The 20,360-nt window shown below is 66.3% G+C and carries 24 protein-coding genes; 11 read left to right on the top strand and 13 right to left on the bottom strand.

Going from position 1 to position 20,360, the window contains the following annotated elements; genetic code table 11:
* Positions 1-4 precede the first annotated feature (4 nt).
* Both pdxA and rsmA read left to right on the top strand, forming a co-directional pair.
* Positions 5-964, top strand: a complete 960-nt coding sequence (gene pdxA / locus SPO_RS12480; RefSeq protein WP_011048166.1) for a 4-hydroxythreonine-4-phosphate dehydrogenase PdxA — start codon at positions 5-7, stop codon at positions 962-964.
* An 81-nt stretch (positions 965-1,045) separates the two neighbouring features.
* Entirely contained in the window at positions 1,046-1,885 is an 840-nt protein-coding gene (rsmA, locus tag SPO_RS12485) for a 16S rRNA (adenine(1518)-N(6)/adenine(1519)-N(6))-dimethyltransferase RsmA (RefSeq protein ID WP_011048167.1), read from the top strand.
* A gap of 167 nt (positions 1,886-2,052) precedes the next feature.
* Here the strand turns inward: rsmA and SPO_RS12490 are convergent, their stop codons facing one another.
* From SPO_RS12490 to prfA, 3 genes are all read right to left on the bottom strand, one after another.
* The gene (locus tag SPO_RS12490; RefSeq protein ID WP_044028427.1) at positions 2,053-2,688 is read right to left on the bottom strand and encodes a DUF4167 domain-containing protein; all 636 of its coding nucleotides are present in this window, start codon (positions 2,686-2,688) and stop codon (positions 2,053-2,055) included.
* Between the two features lie 232 nt (positions 2,689-2,920).
* A complete protein-coding gene (prmC, locus tag SPO_RS12495) occupies positions 2,921-3,763 on the bottom strand; it encodes a peptide chain release factor N(5)-glutamine methyltransferase (RefSeq protein WP_044028429.1) in 843 nt (280 codons plus the stop codon).
* Positions 3,760-4,815 carry a peptide chain release factor 1 gene (prfA, locus tag SPO_RS12500; protein WP_011048170.1) on the bottom strand — a complete coding sequence of 352 codons (1,056 nt, stop codon included), beginning with the start codon at positions 4,813-4,815 and terminating at the stop codon, positions 3,760-3,762. Before prfA ends, prmC begins: the two co-directional genes overlap by 4 nt.
* Before the next feature lie 63 nt (positions 4,816-4,878).
* Between prfA and SPO_RS12505 the strand changes: the two genes are divergently transcribed.
* Entirely contained in the window at positions 4,879-5,172 is a 294-nt protein-coding gene (locus tag SPO_RS12505; RefSeq protein WP_044028431.1) for a hypothetical protein, read from the top strand.
* Here the strand turns inward: SPO_RS12505 and SPO_RS12510 are convergent.
* From SPO_RS12510 to SPO_RS12520, 3 genes are all read right to left on the bottom strand, one after another.
* Positions 5,113-5,511 carry a DUF1499 domain-containing protein gene (locus tag SPO_RS12510; RefSeq protein ID WP_044028433.1) on the bottom strand — a complete coding sequence of 133 codons (399 nt, stop codon included), beginning with the start codon at positions 5,509-5,511 and terminating at the stop codon, positions 5,113-5,115. The genes SPO_RS12505 and SPO_RS12510 overlap by 60 nt on opposite strands.
* A gap of 9 nt (positions 5,512-5,520) precedes the next feature.
* Complete coding sequence (speB, locus tag SPO_RS12515; RefSeq protein WP_011048173.1) at positions 5,521-6,468, bottom strand: agmatinase; 948 nt, start codon at positions 6,466-6,468, stop codon at positions 5,521-5,523.
* Positions 6,469-6,552: 84 nt separating this feature from the next.
* Positions 6,553-7,092 (bottom strand): winged helix-turn-helix transcriptional regulator, encoded by a 540-nt coding sequence (locus tag SPO_RS12520; protein ID WP_011048174.1) that lies wholly within the window; start codon positions 7,090-7,092, stop codon positions 6,553-6,555.
* A 39-nt stretch (positions 7,093-7,131) separates the two neighbouring features.
* Between SPO_RS12520 and SPO_RS12525 the strand changes: the two genes are divergently transcribed.
* Positions 7,132-7,509, top strand: coding sequence for a VOC family protein (locus SPO_RS12525; protein WP_011048175.1), 378 nt, complete (start codon positions 7,132-7,134; stop codon positions 7,507-7,509).
* A gap of 40 nt (positions 7,510-7,549) precedes the next feature.
* Here SPO_RS12525 and speB (SPO_RS12530) read toward each other — a convergent pair whose 3' ends face one another.
* Together speB (SPO_RS12530) and SPO_RS12535 are read right to left on the bottom strand one after the other, a co-directional pair.
* On the bottom strand, positions 7,550-8,527 hold the full coding sequence (gene speB / locus SPO_RS12530; RefSeq protein ID WP_044029261.1) for an agmatinase: 978 nt from the start codon (positions 8,525-8,527) through the stop codon (positions 7,550-7,552).
* A gap of 51 nt (positions 8,528-8,578) precedes the next feature.
* Positions 8,579-9,742 (bottom strand): M20 aminoacylase family protein, encoded by a 1,164-nt coding sequence (locus tag SPO_RS12535; protein ID WP_011048177.1) that lies wholly within the window; start codon positions 9,740-9,742, stop codon positions 8,579-8,581.
* Between the two features lie 65 nt (positions 9,743-9,807).
* On the opposite strand from SPO_RS12535, the gene mazG reads away from it, so the two are divergent.
* From mazG to SPO_RS12555, 4 genes are all read left to right on the top strand, one after another.
* On the top strand, positions 9,808-10,629 hold the full coding sequence (gene mazG, locus SPO_RS12540) for a nucleoside triphosphate pyrophosphohydrolase (RefSeq protein WP_011048178.1): 822 nt from the start codon (positions 9,808-9,810) through the stop codon (positions 10,627-10,629).
* 123 nt (positions 10,630-10,752) lie between these two features.
* Positions 10,753-11,694 carry a nucleoside hydrolase gene (locus SPO_RS12545; RefSeq protein ID WP_011048179.1) on the top strand — a complete coding sequence of 314 codons (942 nt, stop codon included), beginning with the start codon at positions 10,753-10,755 and terminating at the stop codon, positions 11,692-11,694.
* Entirely contained in the window at positions 11,691-12,140 is a 450-nt protein-coding gene (locus SPO_RS12550; RefSeq protein WP_011048180.1) for a GNAT family N-acetyltransferase, read from the top strand. Before SPO_RS12545 ends, SPO_RS12550 begins: the two co-directional genes overlap by 4 nt.
* A gap of 96 nt (positions 12,141-12,236) precedes the next feature.
* A complete protein-coding gene (locus SPO_RS12555; RefSeq protein WP_044028435.1) occupies positions 12,237-12,503 on the top strand; it encodes a hypothetical protein in 267 nt (88 codons plus the stop codon).
* On the opposite strand, the gene SPO_RS12560 is transcribed toward SPO_RS12555, so the two are convergent.
* From SPO_RS12560 to SPO_RS12570, 3 genes are all read right to left on the bottom strand, one after another.
* Entirely contained in the window at positions 12,484-13,209 is a 726-nt protein-coding gene (locus SPO_RS12560; protein ID WP_044028437.1) for a haloacid dehalogenase type II, read from the bottom strand. The genes SPO_RS12555 and SPO_RS12560 overlap by 20 nt on opposite strands.
* Positions 13,210-13,402: 193 nt before the next feature.
* Positions 13,403-14,680 (bottom strand): phosphopyruvate hydratase, encoded by a 1,278-nt coding sequence (gene eno, locus SPO_RS12565; protein ID WP_011048183.1) that lies wholly within the window; start codon positions 14,678-14,680, stop codon positions 13,403-13,405.
* A 149-nt stretch (positions 14,681-14,829) separates the two neighbouring features.
* Complete coding sequence (locus tag SPO_RS12570) at positions 14,830-15,714, bottom strand: DMT family transporter (protein WP_044028439.1); 885 nt, start codon at positions 15,712-15,714, stop codon at positions 14,830-14,832.
* 230 nt (positions 15,715-15,944) lie between these two features.
* On the opposite strand from SPO_RS12570, the gene SPO_RS12575 reads away from it, so the two are divergent.
* Complete coding sequence (locus tag SPO_RS12575) at positions 15,945-16,262, top strand: hypothetical protein (protein ID WP_011048185.1); 318 nt, start codon at positions 15,945-15,947, stop codon at positions 16,260-16,262.
* Between the two features lie 114 nt (positions 16,263-16,376).
* On the opposite strand, the gene SPO_RS12580 is transcribed toward SPO_RS12575, so the two are convergent.
* Positions 16,377-16,790 carry a Fur family transcriptional regulator gene (locus tag SPO_RS12580; protein ID WP_011048186.1) on the bottom strand — a complete coding sequence of 138 codons (414 nt, stop codon included), beginning with the start codon at positions 16,788-16,790 and terminating at the stop codon, positions 16,377-16,379.
* 339 nt (positions 16,791-17,129) lie between these two features.
* On the opposite strand from SPO_RS12580, the gene SPO_RS12585 reads away from it, so the two are divergent.
* The gene (locus SPO_RS12585) at positions 17,130-18,392 is read left to right on the top strand and encodes a DEAD/DEAH box helicase (RefSeq protein WP_030003227.1); all 1,263 of its coding nucleotides are present in this window, start codon (positions 17,130-17,132) and stop codon (positions 18,390-18,392) included.
* 38 nt (positions 18,393-18,430) lie between these two features.
* Here SPO_RS12585 and SPO_RS12590 read toward each other — a convergent pair whose 3' ends face one another.
* Positions 18,431-18,850: a cupin domain-containing protein gene (locus SPO_RS12590; RefSeq protein WP_044028442.1), complete on the bottom strand. Its 420-nt coding sequence runs from the start codon at positions 18,848-18,850 to the stop codon at positions 18,431-18,433.
* 64 nt (positions 18,851-18,914) lie between these two features.
* On the opposite strand from SPO_RS12590, the gene SPO_RS12595 reads away from it, so the two are divergent.
* The gene (locus SPO_RS12595; protein ID WP_044028445.1) at positions 18,915-20,333 is read left to right on the top strand and encodes a protein adenylyltransferase SelO; all 1,419 of its coding nucleotides are present in this window, start codon (positions 18,915-18,917) and stop codon (positions 20,331-20,333) included.
* The last annotated feature ends 27 nt before the right edge of the window (positions 20,334-20,360 follow it).

Consider the following 20,360-nt stretch of genomic DNA (forward strand, 5'->3'; position numbering starts at 1 on the left):
GGCCATGCGCCCCATCGCGCTCAGCTGCGGCGAGCCCGCGGGGATCGGCCCCGAGCTTGCCGCCGCCGCCTGGTCGGCGCTGCGCGCGGACTGCCCCTTTGTCTGGATCGGCGATCCGGCACATCTGCCCAGCGGCACCCCGGTGACGCTGCTTGACGATCCGGCCCGGGCCGTGGCGGCCTCGGACAGCGCTTTGCCGGTGCTGGCGCTGCCCTTTGCCGCTCCGACCCAGCCCGGCCGCCCCGATCCGCGCAACGCCGCCGGTGTGATCGCCGCGATCGAACGGGGCGTGGCGCTGGTGCAGTCGGGTGCCTGTTCGGCGCTCTGCACCGCGCCCATTCACAAGAAGGCGCTGATCGACGGCGCCGGCTTTGCCTATCCCGGCCATACCGAATTCCTCGCCGCGCTCGCGGGATGTGACCGGGTGGTGATGATGCTGGCCAGCGATCAGCTGCGTGTGGTGCCCGCCACCATCCATATCGCCCTGTCCGAGGTCCCTCGCGCCCTGACCCCGGCGCTGCTGCGCGAAACGATCGAGATCACCGCCGCCGGGCTGCGCGACCGGTTCGCCATCGCCCATCCCCGGATCGCCGTGGCCGGGCTGAACCCGCATGCGGGCGAAGGCGGCGCCATGGGGCACGAAGAGATCGACTGGATCGCGCGGCTGCTGCAGGAGATCACGGGAGATTTCACCCTGACCGGGCCGCATCCCGCCGACACCATGTTCCACGCCGCCGCCCGCGCCCGTTATGACGCGGCGGTGTGCATGTATCACGACCAGGCGCTGATCCCGATCAAGACGCTCGATTTCGACCGCGGGGTGAACGTGACGCTGGGCCTGCCCTTCGTCCGCACCTCGCCCGACCATGGCACCGCCTTCGACATCGCCGGCCAGGGCATCGCCAATCCCTCCAGCCTGATCGAGGCGCTGAAGCTGGCGCAGCGCATGGCGGCAAGCGGCTAACCCTTTTCCGCCAGAAATACCCCTGCGAGAGGCATAAATCTCTGGCACTCCCCCCACGGCTGCGACTACACCCGATCCATCATGAGCGCCATCGACACCCTGCCCCCGCTGCGCGAGGTCATCGCCAGCCACCAGCTCTCGGCCCGCAAGTCGCTGGGCCAGAATTTCCTGCTCGACCTCAACCTGACCGCCAAGATCGCGCGGCAGGCCGGGGATCTGTCCGAATGTGACGTGCTCGAGATCGGCCCCGGACCGGGCGGGCTGACCCGTGGCCTGTTGGCAGAAGGCGCGCGCCGGGTGCTGGCGATCGAGAAGGATGCGCGCTGCCTGCCCGCGCTCGCCGAGATCGCCGCAGCCTATTCGGGCCGGCTCGAGGTGATCAATGGGGATGCGCTCGAGATCGACCCGCTGGCACATATGACCCCGCCGATCCGCATCGCCGCCAACCTGCCCTATAATGTGGGCACAGAGCTGCTGGTGCGCTGGCTGACCCCACGCGACTGGCCGCCCTTCTGGCAAAGCCTGACGCTGATGTTCCAGCGCGAGGTGGCCGAGCGGATCGTGGCGAAGCCCGGCTCCAAGGCTTATGGCAGGCTGGCGCTGCTGGCGCAGTGGCGGGCCGAGGCGCGCATCGTGATGTCGCTGCCGCCCGAGGCCTTTACCCCGCCTCCCAAGGTCTCGAGCGCGGTGGTCCATCTGACCGCCCTGCCCGAACCGCGTTTTCCGGCCGATGCGGCCATTCTCAGCCGCGTGGTCGCGGCTGCCTTCAACCAGCGCCGCAAGATGCTGCGCGCCGCGCTCAAAGGCCAGGCCCCCGATATCGAGGACCGCCTGCTCGCCGCCGGTATCAAACCCACCGAACGGGCCGAGCAGGTCCCGCTCGAAGCCTTTTGCGCCCTGGCGCGGGAACTGGCACGCTGAAACAGGCGGCGACAGAATTTCCCCGAAATTCTGTCACAGAAAATGTTCCATTTTCTGGGCGTTTTCCTTGCAGGAAAACGCCTCCTCTCGCTCAAACCTAAAACGCAAAAAAACGCCGCCTCCGGCAAGGAAACGACGTTTCAGGAATCTGAAGAAGCCGTGTGGCCCTACTCAGCCGCTTCGGCGGGCCCGCCCGGCTGTGGATCGGGCGTCTCGCCTTCTCCGGCGGCGGGTTTGCGCGCGCGCGGGCGGCGCGGGGTCTTCTTCTTGGGTTGTTCACCGGCCTCATCGGATGCAGGCGCATCCTCTTCGGCCCGGGGCGCGCGGCGCTTGCGGCTTTCGCCCTTGCTTTCCGGCGTCTCGACCAGACCGCTGGCCTCCTCGCCGGCATCGCTGCCACCCAGGTCGAGCACATCGGGCTGCGGCGCGCTGGAAGGATCGGCCACGGGCGCCGGGGCAATGCTGTCGCGGTCCTGGCGTTCGGCGCGTTCGCGATCCCGCTCTGCCTGGCGCTCGCGATTCTGGCGCTCCTGCTCTTCGCGGCGGGCATCGATCTCGCGCTGAGCCTCGCTCAGGAGGCGCAGGTAATGCTCGGCATGTTGCTGAAAGTTCTCGGCAGCCACCCGGTCATTTGCCAGCTGGGCATCGCGCGCCAGCTGGTTGTACTTCTCGATGATCTGCTGCGGGGTGCCACGCACCTTGCCCTCGGGGCCCGAGCTGTCGAATACGCGATTGACGACATTGCCGCCAGAGGGCCGGTTGCGGTTGTTCTTCGACCGCGAACGGGATTTGGACGATCTCATATGTTTAACGTCAGCCTTGTTGGTCTTTGCCGATGAACCCGTTCGACGCCGCTTGCGGTTGGTATTGCCGGACATCGACTGTTTGGGCTTGCTGTCGGGGATGCGCCAGAAGGGGCATCAAGTGCCGCGACACCCCTGAGTAAACACGTCCCGGCCCGCCAGACAAGGGGTTATGAGTAAAAATATCGGGAATTTAAGTCAAACTGGCACATTTGCGCCTCACCCATCCGGGTTAGCGCGGCAGATGCGCAGCCACCACCCGGTCGCGCCCGTCGAGATCCGGAATCACCCGCAACCCGGACAGGCCCGCCGCCTGAAACAGGCGCGAGACCGCCTGCGCCTGGGTCGGACCGATCTCGACCAGCAGCCGGCCGCCGGGCAACAGGTAATCGGGCGCACCCGCAGCGATATGGCGATAGGCGCCCAGCCCGTCGCCGCCATCGGTCAGCGCCAGTTCCGGCTCGTGCCGGCGCACCTCGGGGGCCAGCGCCTCCATCTCGCTCAGCGCGATATAGGGCGGGTTGGAAACGATCAGATCGAACCGCCCCTCGACCGCCCCGAACCAGTCCGAGCGGCGGATATCTGCGCGCGCCTCGACACGGTGCAGCACCGCATTGGCGCTGGCCTGCAGACAGGCGGCCTCGCTCAGATCGACGCCCAGACCGGTGGCGCTGGGCCGTTCGGCCAGAAGCGTGACCAGGATCGCGCCCGATCCGACGCCCAGATCCAGCACATGTTCAAATGGCGCGTTCAGCGCCGCCTCGATCAGGGTCTCGGTCTCGGGGCGCGGGTCCAGCACCTCGCCCGAGACCTTGAAACGGCGGCCATAGAAATCGCGCTCGCCCACCAGATGCGAGACCGGCACCCGCACCGCGCGCAGCGAGATCAGCTGGTCATAGCGTTCGGCGATCTCGGGGGCCAGGTCCTCGGGCGCGATCAGGGTCACCCGGCTCGCCTCGATCCGGGCGGCATGGGCCAGAAGCAGCCGCGCATCTCGGGCCGGGTCGGCCACGCCGGCGGCACGCAGGCGCGCGGTGGCGGCAACCATTGCCTGGGCGGCGGTCTGCCCGCTCATTGCCCCATCTCGGCCAGCATCCGCGCCTGCCCGTCGGCGGCCAGCGCGTCGATCACCTCGTCCAGATCGCCCTGCATCACCGCGTCAAGCTTGTAGAGCGTCAGGTTGATCCGGTGATCGGTCATCCGCCCTTGCGGGAAATTGTAGGTGCGGATGCGTTCCGACCTGTCGCCCGTCCCCACCTGTGCCGAGCGGCTGGCCGAGCGTTCTCTGTCCAGCCGCTGGCGTTCCAGATCGTAGAGCCGGGTCTTGAGCACCTGCATGGCGATCTCGCGGTTGCGGTGCTGCGATTTCTCGGAACTGGTGACCACGATGCCGCTGGGCAGGTGGGTGATCCGCACCGCCGAATCGGTGGTGTTCACGTGCTGCCCGCCCGCACCCGAGGAGCGCATCGTGTCGATGCGGATATCGCCCGGGTCGATCTGGATATCCACATCCTGCGCCTCGGGCAGCACCGCCACCGTGGCGGCCGAGGTATGGATACGCCCGCCGCTCTCGGTCTCGGGCACGCGCTGCACCCGGTGCACGCCGCTTTCGTATTTCAGCCGGGCAAAGACATTCTCGCCGCTGATCCGCGCTACCACTTCCTTGATGCCGCCCAGTTCGGTTTCCTGCAGCTCGATCAGCTCCAGCTTCCAGCCGCGCGCCTCGGCATAGCGTTGGTACATGCGCAGTAGATCACCCGCAAACAGCGCTGCCTCGTCCCCCCCGGTGCCGGGACGGATTTCCAGCATTGCGGGGCGGGCATCGGCGGCGTCCTTGGGCAAGAGCGCCAGTTGCAGCGCCTGTTCCGCCTCGGGCAGGCGCGCCTTGAGCAGCGGCAGTTCTTCCTCGGCCAACGCCTTCATGTCCGGATCCGACAGCATCGCGCGCGCCTCGTCCATGTCGGCGCAGAGCTGCCGCCAGGCGGCGATCTGCTCGACCACCGGGCGCAGGTCGGAATATTCCTTGGCAAGCGCAGCGATATCGCTGCCCGAGGCACCGTCGGCCATGGCGGCCTCCAGATACTGGAATCGCTGGGTGATCTGGTCGAGGCGTTCTTCTGGGATCATTGCGGCGGTGTCCGATATCCAGGGGCTTTGGTCAAGGGGCGCGTCTGTGCTAGGTTTGTCGCCATGACACGACTGTTTGCTCTTTTGCTGCTGCTTGCCCCCCCTGCGCTGGCCGATGTTGTCGGCCCCGGCGGCAAGACCATCGACTGTTATTGCACCGACACATCCGGCACCCGGATCGAGCTGGGCGAGACCATCTGCCTGATGGTCGACGGTCGCATGTTCATGGCGCAATGCCAGATGTCGCTGAACGTGCCGATGTGGCGCGAGGTGCAGCAGGGTTGCCTGTCTTCAGGCCTAGTGCCCGAGCGACGTCAGCCATTGCTCAACACGCGCGCGGTTTACCCCAAGATCTGAGCGTCCGAACCGGTTGCGGGCATGGATCAGCAACAGATCGCCCTGTTGCAGGGCGGTGGTATAATCGGGAAAGCCAAAGACGCGGGTGCGGGTGACATAGGTCACCATCCCCTCGGCCACCGAACCGGCCAGCACCCGCGTGCGCGGCGCCGTGCGCGCGATGGCGTCGAACCGGGCCAGGCCGTCCGCCCCGGTTTCGACCCGGCGCAGGACACCGCCCCGCATGTCGCGGTCGGCACTGATCTGCGGCGCGCGGTGCCAGCGCGCCGGGTCCGAGGGGGCCAGCCGGATCCAGACCAGACCCAGCACGGCCAGCGCGATCATCCCCCAGATCAGCATCCGCACCGCTCAGCGCGCCTGCACGCCGGGCAGCACGCAGAGCAGTTCATAAAGCAGGTTGGCCGCGGTCAGCGCGGTATTGCCCGAGGTGTCATAGGGGGGCGACACCTCGACCAGATCGCAGCCGACGATCTTCAGCCCCCTCAGCGACTGGATCAGCTCCAGCGCCTGCGGCGTGGTCAGCCCGCCGATCTCGGGCGTGCCCGTGCCCGGTGCATAGGCGGGATCCAGACTGTCGATATCATAGGTGACATAGACCGGACGGTCGCCGATATCGCGGCGAATCTCGGTGCCCAGATTGACCAGCGACTTGTGCCACAGCTCCCAGGCCGGGAACTGCTGAAAGCCCCAGCCCTGCGCCTCGGTAAAATCGGTGGCGGCGTAGCCCGAGCCGCGAATGCCGATCTGATAGGTCTTGTCGGGCTGGATCAGCCCTTCCTCATAGGCGCGGCGGAACACGGTGCCGTGGGTTTCACGCTCGCCAAACATCTGGTCGTTCACATCCGCATGGGCATCTACATGCACCAGCGCCACCGGGCCATGTCTGGCCGCGATGGCGCGCAGGATCGGCAGGGTGATCGAATGGTCCCCTCCCATCGCCACCGGGATCACGTCATGGGTCAGGATCGCGTCATAGCTCTCCTTGATGATGCGGAGGCTGTCGGCCAGCGAAAACGTGTTGATCGCCAGATCGCCGATATCGGCGATCTGCAAACTGTCGAACGGCGCCGCGCCCGTCGCCATGTTATAGGGCCGGATCATCGCGCTTTCCGCCCGGATCTGTTTCGGCCCGAACCGTGTGCCCGAGCGCCACGAGGTGCCGATATCCATCGGAATCCCCAGAATGGCCACATCCAGCCCATCAAGGGCCTGCGCTTGCGGCAGCCGCATGAAGGTATTCGGCCCCGAGAACCGGGCCAGATCATTGCCGCCGATGGGCTGGTTGAAATCGCTCATGGGCGCCCTCCTGCTGTCCAGGTGCAAGCTTTCCCAGATTTCCACACAACTGACAATTGCTGAAACAGGGCGGCGCCCGGCCCGCTATCCGCCCTCAAGGCCGATGGCACGGTTGAGTTCGGCCCCGAGATTTGCCGCGCTGTAGATCGGGAACGGCACCCGCTGGGACAGGTCCAGATCGCGGCGCAGCCAGTCGTGATCCTCCAGCTGTTTCAGCGACACCGAAAGCGCCCGGTCGGTGATCGGGGACAGGTCGGACCGGATCGCGGAAAACCGCCTGGGCTGTCCGGTCAGCGCCAGGATCGGCACCGTCCAGCTGCGCCGCAACAAGGCGTCCTGTGCGGTTCCGGAGACGGTGCCAATCAGCCGGGCCGCCATCGCGGCGGCCTCCTGCCCGGTTGCGGTCAGCCGGAATTCGGGCCGCAGCGGATGCCCGTGGCCGGGGTTGCGCTCGAGCAGCCCAAGCTGCGCGAGATGCGCAAGGCTTGCCGCAAAGGCGGTCCGCCCCGCACCGGTCGCGGCCAGCAATGGCGCCTGCCGCCCTGGCACGCCCCGATTCAGGTGGGCAAGGATCGGCAGAGACCAGGCCCGCGCGGTCAGCTTGACAAGCAGATTTATGTCCATAAAGTATAGTTACTATATTTCACACAAAGGATAAACCCCATGCCCCTCGCCACATTGGACAACACGATTACACTGGCGCTGTCGGTCCGGGACCGCCACGCCAGCGCAAAATGGTATCGCGAGACATTGGGATTCGAACTCATCCACCACATCGACGAGGCGGGGTGGAGCGAGATGCACACCTTGACCCCGGGCGTGACCCTGGGTCTGGGCGAACAGGCGGAACCGGCGCCGGGCAACAGCGTACCGGTGTTCGGCGTTGCCGATATCGCCACCGCCCGCGCCGCGATGGAAGCGGCGGGCATCCGCTTTGACGGCCCGACCGAGACGATCGAGGGCATGGTGAGCACCGCCACCTTCTATGACCCTGACGGCAATGCACTGATGCTGGCGCAGGACCTGACACAGAGCGCCTGACCCGCCCCCACTCTGGCAGCAGGGGCGGACAGACCGTGTTTCAGCCTGCGGCAGCCCCCCCGAGCTTGTTCCACCCCAGCAGGCAGATGATCTGGGTCGCCACATGCGCGCCCGCGATGGCGGTGGCGCCCGAGGGGTCGAAGGGCGGAGAGACCTCGACCACGTCGCCGCCCTTGATGTTGATCCCGGCAATGTCGCGCAGGATGATCTGCGCCTGGGCCGAGCTGAGTCCGCCCCAGACCGGGGTGCCGGTGCCCGGCGCAAAGGCAGGATCCAGCGCGTCGATGTCGAAGGTCAGATAAACCGGGCTGTCGCCCAGAATGGCGCGCACCTTCTGCGCCACGGCGGCGGGACCGCTTTCATGCACCTCGCGCGCGTCGATGATGTTGACGCCCAGGGTGTCCTCGTTGGTGGTGCGGATGCCGATCTGGACCGAGCGCGCCGGATCCACGATCCCTGATTTCACCGCCTTGTAGAACATGGTGCCATGATCGACACGGGACATGTCGTCATCGGCCCAGGTGTCGGTATGGGCATCGAACTGCAACAGCGACATCGGCCCGTATTTCTCGGCATAGGCCTTGAGAATGGGGAAACTGATATAGTGATCGCCCCCCAGCGTGACCGAGGCCACATCGGCAGCCAGAATGGTGCGGATATGATCGCTGAGCGTGTCGGGAAAGGCCGGGATATTGGCATAGTCATAGGCCACGTCGCCATAATCGACGATGGCCAGTTCGCTGAGCGCATCGAAGGGCCAGCCATAGGGCGCATCGGGCGATTGCAGGGCGCTGGCCTCGCGGATGGCACGCGGGCCCAGCCGGGTGCCGGGCCGGTTGGTCACCGCCTGATCGAAGGGCACGCCCGTGACCGCGATATCGACGCCGGTCAGGTTCTTGGTATAGAGGCGGCGCAGAAAGGATGTTGCCCCGCCAAAGGTGTTTTCAAAGGACAACCCCTTGAGTTCCGGATTGGTGAACGCCTCGTCCACCTGTTTCTTTGCATCTTCCAGCGCCACTTTCACTTGCTCCTTGCTGGGTTCCCGGCGGGTTGGCGACGCGCATGAACGTCAAGCCACCGGCTGTGCCTTTTCCACGATCCTCGCGAAAAAGGACGCCCCCACCGGCGCGATCTCGTCGTTGAAATTGTATTTCGGATGGTGCAGCCCGGCGCTGTCGCCCTGGCCGATGAAAAGATAAGAGCCGGGCCGTTTCTCCAGCATATAGGAAAAATCCTCGGCCCCCATCTCGCGCCCGCCATCCCCTACCACATTGGCCGCGCCCGACACCTCGCGCGCCACCTCGGCGGCAAACTCGGTCTTGGCGGCATCGTTGATGGTGGCGGGATAGCCCACCTGGTAATCCAGCTCGGCCGTAACCCCGTACGAGGCCGCCTGCCCGGCCACGATCTCGCGCATCCGGCGCATCACCATTTTCTGCACCGCCGGGTCAAAGGTGCGCACGGTGCCATTCAGATAGGCGGTGTCGGGAATGACGTTGTTGACGGTGCCGGTGTGGATCTGGGTGACCGAGACCACCAGATCGTCGAGCGCGTAATGGTTGCGGCTGACGATGGTCTGGATCGCCTGCGCGATGCCACAGGCCGCCATCACCGGGTCGATCGTCTCATGCGGCATGGCGCCGTGACCACCCCGCCCCTGGATATGGATCTCGAACGTGTCGACCGCCGCCATCAGCGGCCCCGGTGCGGTATAGAACGACCCTTCGGCATGGCCCGGCGCATTGTGCAGCGCATAGACCTGGGCGATGTCGAACCGGTCGAGGATGCCCTCGCGCACCATGATATCGGCGCCGCCGCCCTCTTCCTCGGCGGGCTGAAAGATCAGCGCCACCCGACCACTGAAGTTCCGCGTCTCGGCCAGATAGCGCGCCGCGCCCAGCAGCATGGTCGTATGCCCGTCATGGCCGCAGGCATGCATCTTGCCCGGATGGGTCGAGGCATAGGCGAGCCCCGTTTCCTCGGGGATCGGCAGCGCGTCCATATCCGCGCGCAGGCCGATGGTCGGGCCATCGCCCTGCCCGTTGATGATCGCCACGATCCCGGTCTTGGCGATCCCCTCGTGCAGCTCGTCCACCCCGAACTCACGCAGCCGCTCGGCCACGAAGGCCGCCGTCTGGTGGCAGTCGAATTCCAGCTCGGGGATGGTGTGCAGATGCTGGCGCCAGGCGGTCATGTCGGCGGCGAAATCAGCGATGCGGTTGATGACGGGCATGGGGGTGGACTCCGGGGCCTTGCTGCGGGATGCATGCATCTGACACAGGAACAAGGAGCGCCGCAATGCCCGATGACACGCTGATCCACGACCAGTCGGCCGGAATCGAGCGCTTGCTGGAGATCATGCGCCGCCTGCGCGATCCCAAGACCGGCTGCCCCTGGGATATCGAACAGGATTTCGCCACCATCGCCCCCTACACGATCGAAGAGGCCTATGAGGTCGCCGACGCGATCGAACGCGGCGCCTGGGACGAGCTGAAGGGCGAGTTGGGCGATCTGCTGTTCCAGTCGGTGTTTCACGCCCAGATGGCCGCCGAGGCGGGTCATTTCACCTTTCAGGACGTGGTGCGCACCATGTCCAACAAGATGGTCACCCGCCACCCGCATGTGTTCGGCGACGAGACCCGCGACAAGTCCGCCGAACAGCAGACCCGCGACTGGGAGGCGATCAAGGCCACTGAGCGGGCAGAGAAGGCGCAGCAAGGCGCGCTCGACGGGGTGGCGCTGGGCCTGCCCGCGCTGTTGCGCGCCTTCAAGCTGCAAAAGCGCGCAGCGCGCGTGGGCTTCGACTGGGGCGATGTGGGCCCGGTGCTCGACAAGATTACCGAGGAAAGCCGCGAACTGGTCGAGGCACGCGACAGTCTCGATGCCGATGCCATCGAGGATGAATTCGGCGACCTGCTCTTTGTCCTTGTCAACCTCGGCCGCCATCTCGGCGTCGAACCCGAGGCTGCGCTGCGCCGCACCAACGCCAAGTTCACCCGCCGCTTTGCCCAGATCGAAACGCGTCTGGCCGCTCAGGGCAAGACCCCCGAGAACAGCACGCTGGACGAGATGGACGCGCTCTGGAATGAGGTCAAGGCCGAGGAAAAAGCCCGCCCCTGACCCTTCATTGCGCGGCAAATACTCCGGAGGAGCGCCGCCAGGCACGCGGGCAGCGCCCCTGTCCCCCTCTGGACAGAGGCGCGCCTACCTGTCACCACTTGCCCGACAAGACCGGAGACGCCCATGCCCCCCCGCAAGATCATCATCGACACCGACCCCGGCCAGGACGACGCGGTTGCCATCCTGCTGGCGCTGGCCAGCCCCGACGAGCTCGAGGTGCTGGGCATCACCGCCGTGGCCGGCAACGTGCCGCTGCCGCTCACCGCAAAAAACGCCCGTATCGTCTGCGAACTGGCGGGCCGCGCTGATGTCGCCGTCTACGCCGGGTGCGACGCGCCCATCGCGCGCAAGCTGGTCACCGCCGAACATGTGCATGGCAAGACCGGGCTTGACGGCCCCGACCTGCCCGACCCGGTGATGCCGCTGCAAGAGGCGCATGCCGTCGATTTCATCATCGACACCCTGCGCGCCCATGCTCCGGGCACGGTGACGCTCTGCCCGCTGGGCCCGCTCACCAATATCGCCACCGCATTCACCCGCGCGCCCGACATTGTCTCCCGCGTGCAGGAGATCGTGCTGATGGGCGGCGCCTATTTCGAGGTGGGCAACATCACCCCCGCCGCCGAATTCAACATCTATGTCGATCCCGAAGCCGCTGATATCGTGTTCAAATCCGGTGCGCCGATTGTGGTGATGCCGCTCGATGTCACCCACAAGGCGCTTGTCACCAAGGCGCGCAACGATGCCTTCCGCGCGCTCGGCACCCCCGCCGGCATCGCCGTCGCCCAGATGACCGATTTCTTCGAGCGCTTCGACAAGGAGAAATACGGCTCCGAAGGTGCCCCCCTGCACGACCCTTGTGTCACCGCCTATCTGCTCAACCCCGATCTGTTCTCGGGCCGTCACATCAATGTCGCCGTCGAAACCACCTCGGAACTGACCCTCGGCATGACCGTGGCCGACTGGTGGCGGGTGACCGAGCGGGCGCCCAACGCGCTCTTCATCGGCGATCTCGACGCCGAGGGCTTCTTCACGCTGCTGACCGACCGTCTGGCGCGCCTATGAGCGCCGCCCTGCACCTTGCCCGCCCCGAGGATCTCGACCGGCTGACTGCCATGGTCGGCGCCTTTCATGCCGAAGAGGGCTTGCAAGGGTCCGAGGAGGCCCGCCGCGACGCCCTGCGCCCGCTGCTCGAAGGCATTCCGCATGGCTGTGTCTATCTGATCGGTCCCGCCCGCGCACCGCTGGGCTATATCATCGTCACCTTCGGCTGGTCGGTCGAATTCGGCGGGCTCGACGGGTTCATCGACGAAATCTGGCTGCGCCCCGCGGTGCGCGGCCGCGGTATCGCCAGCGAAGTGCTCGGCCAGCTGCCCAAGGCCCTGGCGAGCGCCGGCATGAAGGCGCTGCATCTCGAGGTCGACCGCCGCAACGAAGCGGCCCAGCGCCTCTATGCGCGCGCCCGGTTCCAGCCGCGCCCCGATTACATGCTGATGAGCAAACGCCTCTGACAGGCGTTCTGCGCTCGCGCACCGAATTTTCCCCTGACCTGCGCATGACCCGCGCCGCTAGGCTGCGAATGCAACAGCATCAAACAGGGAAACATCATGGAACAGATCATCGCACAGCTCGTCGGTGGCGCGCTCGGAGGCACCGGGGGCGGCAAACTGATGCGTCAGGCGGATATGGGCAGCATGGGCAACGCAATCGCCGGCGCGCTGGGTGGATTGGGTGGCGGTCAGCTTCTGGGCGGCCTGATGGGCGCGGGTGGCGCTGATCTTGGCGCCCTGGCCGGCAATCTGGTCGGGGGCGGTGTCGCCGGACTGGTGGTTCAACTGGTCGTGGGGCTGATCGTCAAGCGCCTGCGCGGCTGACCCCGCCACCGGGCCCAAGTGCTGCGACCTTCTCGGCAAGGTCGATGAAATCACCCGCGATCACGTCCCAATCGCTCTGCGCGATCAGATCCCGCACCTGTCCCGGCCCATGCTCGGTTGGCCGGGGCACGAATGCGGTCCGCAGCCCCGCCGCCCGCGCCGCGATCAGATCGTCGTTATGGGCGGCCACCATCATCACCGCCTCGGGCGGCAGGCGCAGCGCCGCGCAAGAGGCTAGGTAGACCTCGGGCTGCGGCTTGTACCCGCGCGCGATATCAGCCCCCAGGATGCAGTCCCAGGGCAAGCCGGCATGGCGCGCCAGGCGGGTCATCAAGGCGATCGAGCCATTCGAACAGGGCGCGATGATCACCTCGCGCTTGAGCCGCGTCAGCCCCGCCACCACATCCGGCCAGGGATCGAGCTGTTCCCATGCCGCGTTCAGCAGCACGCGGTCGGGGATCTCGACCGCAAACGACCGCGCTACGGTGTCAAGGTTTTCCAGATGCAACTCGTCCAGCGCCACATAGCCCCGCGCGCCTTCCCGGACCCGCGCCATCGCCGGGTCGTACTGCGCGCGCCAGGCGGTCGCAAACGCCTCGGCCTCAACGCCGGGCACAGCGGCTGCAACCGCGCGCGACACGGAGCCGCGCCAGTCCACGCAGGTACCGAACACATCAAACAGACAGGCCTGGATCAAAGGTTTCATGCCCCTATCCTTGCGCCCGATCCCGAGGCTCATCAAGCCCTGACGGGCTTTCCTCGCCGATCAGCCCCTACCACTTCTTTCTGGTCGGAAATACTCCGGGGGAGCCGCCCGAAGGGTGGCGGGGGCAGCGCCCCCACCATTTTTTCGCGAAAAAATGGCCACAGAAAATCTGCGATTTTCTGGTCGCCCCGCCTCAGCCGCGCAGGATAGAACGGCCGGCATATTCGGCCACTTCGCCCAGCGCTTCCTCGATGCGGATCAGCTGGTTGTACTTGGCCAGCCGGTCCGAGCGCGCCAGCGAGCCGGTCTTGATCTGACCGCAATTGGTCGCCACCGCCAGATCGGCGATGGTGGCATCCTCGGTCTCGCCCGACCGGTGGCTCATCACATTGGTATAGCGCGCGCGATGGGCCATATCGACCGCCTTCAGCGTCTCGGTCAGCGAGCCGATCTGGTTCACCTTCACCAGCATCGAGTTGGCGCATCCCCTGGTGATCCCCTCGGCCAGGCGCGCCGGGTTGGTCACGAACAGGTCGTCGCCCACCAGCTGCACCTTGCCGCCCAGACGGTCGGTCAGCGCCTTCCAGCCGGCCCAGTCATCCTCGGCCATGCCATCCTCGATCGAGATGATCGGATAGTCGGCGACCAGAGCAGCCAGATAGTCGACATTCTCGTCGCTGGACAGGGTTTTGCCTTCTCCGGACAGCACATATTTGCCGTCCTTGAAGTATTCGGTCGCGGCGCAATCCAGCGCCAGATAGATATCCTCGCCCGGCTTGTAGCCAGCCTTTTCGATCGACTTCAGCACGAAATCCAGCGCTTCGCGGGTCGAGGCGATATTGGGCGCAAAACCGCCCTCATCCCCGATCCCCGTGCTCAGCCCGGCCGCCGACAGCTCTTTCTTCAGCGTGTGGAACACCTCGGCGCCCATGCGCACGGCGTCGCGGATGTCTTCCGCCGCCACCGGCATGATCATGAACTCCTGGATGTCGATCGGGTTGTCGGCATGCTCGCCGCCATTGATGATGTTCATCATCGGCACCGGCAGCACCCGGGCCGAAGTCCCGCCCACATAACGGTACAGCGGCTGCGCGGTGAAATCCGCCGCCGCCTTGGCCACCGCCAGCGACACGCCCAGGATGGCATTGGCGCCCAGGCGGCCCTTGTTCTCGGTCCCGTCCAGTTCGATCATCGCCGCGTCGATGGCGACCTGCTCGGTGGCGTCAAAGCCCACCAGCTCCTCGGCGATCTCGCCGTTGACCGCGGCCACCGCCTCCAGCACGCCCTTGCCCATGTAGCGGCTCTTGTCGCCATCGCGGCGCTCGACCGCCTCATAGGCGCCGGTCGAGGCGCCCGAGGGCACGGCAGCGCGGCCCATGGTGCCGTCTTCCAGAACCACGTCGACCTCGACGGTCGGATTGCCCCGGCTGTCCAGAATCTCGCGCGCGTGAATATCGATGATGGTGCTCATGAAATCGGTCCCCGACTCTGCAATTGGATTGCCGCTCTCATAGCAGCCGCGGGGCGAAAGTAAACCATGACTGCTATCGCTAACACGCGCAAAAACGCGCAGTTAGGGCTAACACATCCCTGTTTGCGCCAACAGCGTCCAGCCCGCGATCAGGCCGGCACCGCCGCCAGTTCCCGCGCCAGACGCCGTTCGCGCAGAAATGTATAAAGCCCCGAGCCGATGATCAGCGCCCCGCCCGCCAGGGTGGGCCAGTCGGGCCGTTCGCCAAAGACCAGCACTCCGGCAAGCAACGAGAACAACAGCCGCGTATAGCGGAACGGCGTCACGACCGAGGCCTCGCCCACCCGCATCGCGGTGACGATGCCGTAATAGCCCAGAACCCCGAACAGGATCGCGCCCGCATAGGGACCCCAATGGCCCGGCTCGACGGGGACCAGCGCGGTTCCCGAGACCAGCAGTATCCCGGCCCCTCCAAGGATCAACGCCAGATAAGCCTGAAACGACACCACCGCCGAGGCCACATGCGCGTCGATCCGCCGGGTGATCAGATCGCGCGCCGCCACGCTGATGACCGAGGCCACGACAAGAAGCTGCGCAGGCTGGAACCCGGCCATGCCGGGGCGGATGATCATCAGAACGCCGACAAAGCCGACCGTGATGGCGCTCCAGCGGCGCCAGCCCACCTGCTCGCCCAGAAACAGCGCCGCCCCCATCGTCACCACCAGCGGCATCGCCTGGAACACGGCCGCAACGGTGGACAGATCGACCAGCGACAGAGCGGTGGCAAAGGTCAGCGCGCTTACCGCCTCGGTCGCGGCGCGGATCAGCAACAAGGGGGACCAGGCGGCGCGGCTGAACACCCGCTTGCGGGTTGCGACCGCCATTGTCAGGAAGGCGGCCGAGCAGAACACACCCAACACCAGCAGGATCTGCCCGATCGGCACCGTGACGGACAGTTTCTTGATGAACATGTCCTCGATCGAAAAGGCCGCCATCGCGGCGACAACCAGCAGGATGCCGTTTACGTTGTTCATGGGTGCAAAGCCTCTCGCGGGCCGCAAGGGGCCGGGTCTGGGCGCAGCCAAAGCGCATGTAGGCCATCACGGCAAGCGCAAACACCGCCGATGTCATCAAAAGACGTGGATCATCCCATCGCCCACCGTGATGGAAAGGACGACCGTCCCCCTGCCTGCCCCTGTGCCAGAAGGCCTATCTGCGCTACGCTAACAGGTATCTGACGGCAGCCCAATGGATTGGATGTGACATGACGCGCCTTCTAGCAACCGCCGCCCTGTGCCTTGCAACCGCGACCGCTGCGGCGGCCTGCCCCTGGGCGGGGGGCAATTTTGAGTTCCGCGAACACGGTATCTATGGCGATTTCGCGGTCAATGCCGGCTGCACCGAGCTGGTCTGGGACCGGCTGAGCAACGCCCCCGAGACCACCGCGCTGACCCGAAGCAAACATGGCTGGGCAGGCAAGCTCGCCAAGGCCGACGTGGAACTGCTCGACAATGGCGAGAACCTGCGGGTAACCGGCACCGGCGGCGCCATGCGTCAGGTCCGGGCAAAACGCGCCGACTGAATCCGCGCCGCCCCACCCGTCTGATTTCGCGTGAAACATTCCGGGGGAGCCTACAAAATTCGTCGAATTTTGTAGGCCGGGGGCAGCGCCTCCCTTTCAGCGTCTCCGAGGTGCCTATCCCTTGCGGATCGGCACCCCGTAAAGCTCCAGCTTGTGCCCCTTGAGCCGGTAGCCCAGCTTCTCGGCGATCCGTTCCTGCAGCGCCTCGATCTCGGGGTCGCAGAACTCGATCACCTCGCCGGAATTCATGTCGATCAGGTGGTCGTGATGGTCGCGCTCGGCATCCTCGTAGCGCGCGCGCCCATCGCCGAATTCCAGCCGGTCGAGTATCCCCGCCTCCTCGAACAGTTTCACCGTCCGGTAGACCGTGGCGATCGAGATCGCCGAATCCATCTTCGAGGCGCGCGCATACAGCTCCTCGACATCGGGATGATCGTCGCTCTCCTCCAGAACCCGGGCGATGACCCGGCGCTGGCCGGTCATGCGCAGGCCCTTGGCCTCGCAACGGGCGATGATCGGTTGGGACATGGGCGCATCCTGTCTCGGCATTCGGGAATCCCGTTTACATGCTGATGCGCCACAGGGCCAGCGGCGATTGGCGCAGGGCGGTTGACTTTTGCCGCGCAAACCTCCACATGGGCGCTAACGCCATTGTCCTCTGCCGCGTGAGCAGACCAGATAAGACGTGCGGGGAAAACCCGCCCGGCCCGCAAAGGAAGGGCCGCAACAGGACAGGCGCAACCGTTCCCACATTCACGCATGGGGCAAACCGCTGGACCGATCCGGGGCATGAGGCTGCCGGATCCGAGGCTCCGCGGACCCGCTCGTGACGCCGTGCCATTTGGGGTGCGGCGCGAAAGGATTTTTGTGAGCGATTTTGACATGATGGGGCTCGATGACGCCCTGGTGAGCCGGCTGACCGCCATGGGCATCACCGAACCGACCCCGATTCAGGCCCGTGCCATCCCCGAGGCGCTGAACGGCCATGACGTGATGGGCCTGGCCCAGACCGGCACCGGCAAGACCGCCGCCTTTGGCGTGCCGCTGATCACCCTGCTCAGCCGGGTGGGCCGCAAACCGGCGCGCGGCACCGTGCGCGGACTGGTGCTGGCCCCTACCCGCGAACTGGCGCAACAGATCGCCGAAACGCTGAAGGCGCTGACCGAGGATACCCCGCTCAAGGTGGCGATCGTGGTGGGCGGCGTGTCCATCAACCCGCAGATCAAGCGGCTGGAACGCGGCATCGACATCCTCGTCGCCACCCCGGGCCGCCTGATGGACCTGATGGAACGCCGCGCCGTCGATCTGGGCAGCTGTTCCTTCCTGGTGCTGGACGAGGCCGACCAGATGCTCGACCTCGGCTTCATCCACTCGCTGCGCAAGATCGCGGCGGTGCTGCCGAAAGAGCGCCAGACCATGCTGTTCTCGGCCACCATGCCCAAGCTGATGAACGAGATCGCCCAGAGCTATCTCAACAGCCCGCGCCGGATCGAGGTCTCGCCCCCGGGCAAGGCCGCCGACAAGGTCACGCAAGTGGTGCATTTCATCGCCAAGGCGGCCAAGACCGATCTGCTGATCGAGCTTCTGGACAGCCACCGCGACGAGCGCGCCATCGTGTTCGGGCGCACCAAATGGGGCTGCGAGAAGCTGGCCAAGACGCTGGAAAAGGCCGGTTTTGCCACTGCCGCCGTGCATGGCAACAAAAGCCAGGGCCAGCGCGACCGCGCCATCGCCGCCTTCAAATCGGCCGATGTACGGGTGCTGGTGGCCACCGATGTGGCCGCGCGCGGGCTCGACATCCCCGACGTGAAACATGTCTACAACTACGAATTGCCCAATGTGCCCGATGCCTATGTGCACCGGATCGGCCGCACCGCGCGGGCGGGCAAGGACGGCGCCGCGGTGGCCTTCTGCGCCCCTGACGAGATGGAGGAATTGGCCGCCATCCAGAAGGTGATGAAGAGCGCGATCCCGATCGCCTCGGGGCGTCCCTGGCAGCCGATCGAAGATCCGGCCAAACCGGCGGCCCGCAAGGGCCCCGGCGGCGCTGCCGGCAAGCCCGGCGGCGGCGGAGCCCGCCGCAACCGGCGCGGCGGCCGTGGCCGCAGCACCGCGCGCAAGGCAGCCTGATCGCCCAGGGTGCCGCCCAATCGGCGGCACCGCCCCCCTCAGGCGCGCGGAATGTCAAAACCCGGCAGCGCCAGTTCAAAGCCTTCGAACCGGAACCCGGGCGAGACGGTGCAGCTGACCAGCGTGTATTCGCCGGTGCTGCGCGCGGCCTGCCACCAGCCCGGCGGCACGATCAGCTGTGGCGCGCCCGCGTCCAGATCGGGCGTCAGCAGGTGATCGCTGGCGGGGCCGGTCTCGGTCTCGCTCATCGACAGGACCAGCGGCGCACCGGCATGCCAGAGCCAGATCTCGGTGGCATCGACCCGGTGCCAATGGCTGCGCTCGCCCGATTTCAACAGAAAATAGATGCAGGTGCCGCTGGCGCGGCCCGGATTCTCGGCGATCCAGGTCTGCCGGTACCAGCCGCCCTCGGGGTGCGGTTCCAGCTCCAGTCGGCGGATGATGTCTTCGGCGTGCATATCTGCGGTCATGGGGTCCTCGGTTGGGGCTGGTCTTTTGGTCCGTCCAGCATATCTTGGCCCCATGACAATCGCGATCCCCTTCGACAACAGCTATGCCCGCCTGCCGGGCGGCTTCTATACCGCGCAGGCCCCCCAGCCGGTGCGCGCACCACGCCTGGTTGCCTTCAACGCCGATCTGGCCCGCCTTCTGGGCATCGCCCCCGGCGAGGTCGAGGAGATGGCGCAGGTCTTTGCCGGCAACGCCGTTCCGCAAGGCGCCGAGCCGCTGGCCCAGCTGTATTCCGGGCACCAGTTCGGCAATTACAACCCGCAACTGGGCGACGGGCGCGCGATCCTGTTGGGCGAGGTGCTGGGCAGCGACGGTATCCGCCGCGACATCCAGCTCAAAGGCGCGGGCCGCACGCCTTATTCGCGCGGCGGCGACGGGCGGGCCTGGCTGGGCCCGGTGCTGCGCGAATATGTGGTGAGCGAGGCGATGGCCGCGCTTGGCATCCCGACCACCCGCGCGCTGGCGGCGGTCGAAACCGGCGAGACAGTGCGGCGCGAGAGCGCCCTGCCCGGCGCGGTGCTGACACGGGTGGCGCAAAGCCATCTGCGGGTGGGCACGTTCCAGGTCTTTGCCGCACGCGGCGAGATCGCGCATCTGAAACGGCTGACGGATTACGCCATCGCCCGCCACTACCCGGATGCCCAGGGGCCGATGGGCCTGCTTGCGGCGGTGCGTGATGCCCAGGCGCGGCTGATCGCGCGCTGGATGGGGGTGGGCTTCATTCATGGGGTGATGAATACCGACAACAGCTCGATCGCGGGCGAGACCATCGACTATGGTCCCTGCGCCTTCATGGATACCTATCACCCCGACACGGTCTATTCCTCGATCGACCGCTACGGGCGCTATGCCTATTCCAACCAGCCCGATATCGCGGTCTGGAACCTGGCACAGCTGGCGACCGCGCTGATCCAGCAGGCCGAGGACAAAGAGGCCGTCGTCGAAGAGGCGACAGAGATCGTGCATGCCATGCCTGAACTGCTGGAGCGCGCCTGGCTGGAGGTCTTCGCCGCCAAGATCGGCATTGCCCGGCCCGGTGAAGGAGACAAGGCGCTGGTGAGCGAGCTGCTCACCCGCATGGCACGCGAACAGGCCGATTTCACCAACACCTTCCGCGCCCTGGGCGCCCCGAGGGCGCGTGACCAGTTCACCGACCCCACCGCCTATGACAGCTGGGCCGAGGACTGGCGGCAGCGCCTGACGCAAGAGGCCACGCCCGAGGCGGTGATACGCGCCGCCAATCCCGCCTTCATTCCGCGCAATCACCGGATCGAACAGATGATCACCGCGGCGGTCGAAGGCGACTATACCCTCTTCGAACGGCTCAACACCGTGCTGGCCCGCCCCTACGCGGATCAGCCCGATCATATCGACCTGACCCGCCCCCCAAGCGCAAGCGAGATCGTCCCCGCCACATTCTGCGGCACCTGATCCTTCACTTCGTTCAAAATACTCCGG

This window comes from Ruegeria pomeroyi DSS-3, assembly GCF_000011965.2.
Classification (GTDB): domain Bacteria; phylum Pseudomonadota; class Alphaproteobacteria; order Rhodobacterales; family Rhodobacteraceae; genus Ruegeria_B; species Ruegeria_B pomeroyi.

Bases quoted from the DNA above. Each gene is read 5' to 3' on its own strand.
- SPO_RS12490 (WP_044028427.1), bottom strand. From the start codon at position 2,688: ATGAGATCGTCCAAATCCCGTTCGCGGTCGAAGAACAACCGCAACCGG.
- SPO_RS12560 (WP_044028437.1), bottom strand. From the start codon at position 13,209: ATGAAACCTTTGATCCAGGCCTGTCTGTTTGATGTGTTCGGTACCTGC.
- SPO_RS12545 (WP_011048179.1), top strand. From the start codon at position 10,753: ATGCCCCCCCGCAAGATCATCATCGACACCGACCCCGGCCAGGACGAC.
- mazG (WP_011048178.1), top strand. From the start codon at position 9,808: ATGCCCGATGACACGCTGATCCACGACCAGTCGGCCGGAATCGAGCGC.
- SPO_RS12550 (WP_011048180.1), top strand. From the start codon at position 11,691: ATGAGCGCCGCCCTGCACCTTGCCCGCCCCGAGGATCTCGACCGGCTG.
- SPO_RS12555 (WP_044028435.1), top strand. From the start codon at position 12,237: ATGGAACAGATCATCGCACAGCTCGTCGGTGGCGCGCTCGGAGGCACC.
- SPO_RS12570 (WP_044028439.1), bottom strand. From the start codon at position 15,714: ATGAACAACGTAAACGGCATCCTGCTGGTTGTCGCCGCGATGGCGGCC.
- prmC (WP_044028429.1), bottom strand. From the start codon at position 3,763: ATGAGCGGGCAGACCGCCGCCCAGGCAATGGTTGCCGCCACCGCGCGC.
- SPO_RS12595 (WP_044028445.1), top strand. From the start codon at position 18,915: ATGACAATCGCGATCCCCTTCGACAACAGCTATGCCCGCCTGCCGGGC.
- prfA (WP_011048170.1), bottom strand. From the start codon at position 4,815: ATGATCCCAGAAGAACGCCTCGACCAGATCACCCAGCGATTCCAGTAT.
- SPO_RS12590 (WP_044028442.1), bottom strand. From the start codon at position 18,850: ATGCACGCCGAAGACATCATCCGCCGACTGGAGCTGGAACCGCACCCC.
- SPO_RS12505 (WP_044028431.1), top strand. From the start codon at position 4,879: ATGACACGACTGTTTGCTCTTTTGCTGCTGCTTGCCCCCCCTGCGCTG.
- SPO_RS12575 (WP_011048185.1), top strand. From the start codon at position 15,945: ATGACGCGCCTTCTAGCAACCGCCGCCCTGTGCCTTGCAACCGCGACC.
- SPO_RS12535 (WP_011048177.1), bottom strand. From the start codon at position 9,742: ATGCCCGTCATCAACCGCATCGCTGATTTCGCCGCCGACATGACCGCC.
- eno (WP_011048183.1), bottom strand. From the start codon at position 14,680: ATGAGCACCATCATCGATATTCACGCGCGCGAGATTCTGGACAGCCGG.
- SPO_RS12520 (WP_011048174.1), bottom strand. From the start codon at position 7,092: ATGGACATAAATCTGCTTGTCAAGCTGACCGCGCGGGCCTGGTCTCTG.
- SPO_RS12510 (WP_044028433.1), bottom strand. From the start codon at position 5,511: ATGCTGATCTGGGGGATGATCGCGCTGGCCGTGCTGGGTCTGGTCTGG.
- SPO_RS12525 (WP_011048175.1), top strand. From the start codon at position 7,132: ATGCCCCTCGCCACATTGGACAACACGATTACACTGGCGCTGTCGGTC.
- rsmA (WP_011048167.1), top strand. From the start codon at position 1,046: ATGAGCGCCATCGACACCCTGCCCCCGCTGCGCGAGGTCATCGCCAGC.
- speB (WP_011048173.1), bottom strand. From the start codon at position 6,468: ATGAGCGATTTCAACCAGCCCATCGGCGGCAATGATCTGGCCCGGTTC.
- SPO_RS12580 (WP_011048186.1), bottom strand. From the start codon at position 16,790: ATGTCCCAACCGATCATCGCCCGTTGCGAGGCCAAGGGCCTGCGCATG.
- pdxA (WP_011048166.1), top strand. From the start codon at position 5: ATGCGCCCCATCGCGCTCAGCTGCGGCGAGCCCGCGGGGATCGGCCCC.